We start from the raw sequence: 620 nt of genomic DNA, 5'->3' as shown, positions 1-620 counted from the left end.
GACCCCGCCTTCACCGCGGTGGCCGAGGAGTTGCGGGCGGCGGGCGTACGCGTCCTCGGATACGTGGACACCGCGTACGGCCGCCGCCCCACCCACGCGGTCGTCGCCGACCTGCGCCACCACCGCAGGTGGTACGGCACGGACGGCGTCTTCTTCGACCAGGCGGACGCGGGCACCGGGCTGCTGGGCTACTACCGCTGGCTGGCGCGGACCGCGCGCGCCTGCGGTTCCCGGACGGTCGTCCTCAACCCGGGCACGCACCCCGTGCCCGGGTACGCCGAGATCGCCGACCTGCTGGTGACGTTCGAGGGCAGCTGGGCGACGTACCGCGCGGCGGCGGCCGTGCCGGCCTGGACGGGCGAGTACCCGGCGGAGCGCTTCTGCCACCTGGTGTACGACGGGCCCGCCCGGCTCTGCGGCCTCGCCTCGCGTACCGCCCTGCTGCGCGGCGCGGCCGTGCACTGCGCGGTACCGGGAAGCGGCGCCAACCCCTGGCAGGGTGTGTCACCGGACCTCACCGACGCTTCCCACGGTCGGCACCAGCACCAGCAGGAGGAACGCCGTTGAACCGCAGGTCCGCCTCCGGCTGCCGACCTCCGGCGCTCCTCGTCCCGCTCTTC

At 75.2% G+C, this 620-nt stretch carries 1 protein-coding gene; it reads left to right on the top strand.

The features are described 5' to 3' along the window. A partial coding sequence (locus O3X23_RS37700; RefSeq protein ID WP_269277796.1) for a spherulation-specific family 4 protein occupies positions 1–567 on the top strand: 567 nt, incomplete at its 5' end. Positions 568–620: the final 53 nt, after the last annotated feature.

The sequence above is a fragment of the Streptomyces sp. H39-S7 genome (genome assembly GCF_027158205.1).
GTDB lineage: Bacteria > Actinomycetota > Actinomycetes > Streptomycetales > Streptomycetaceae > Actinacidiphila.
This window is presented reverse-complemented; position numbering and strand designations above follow the sequence as displayed.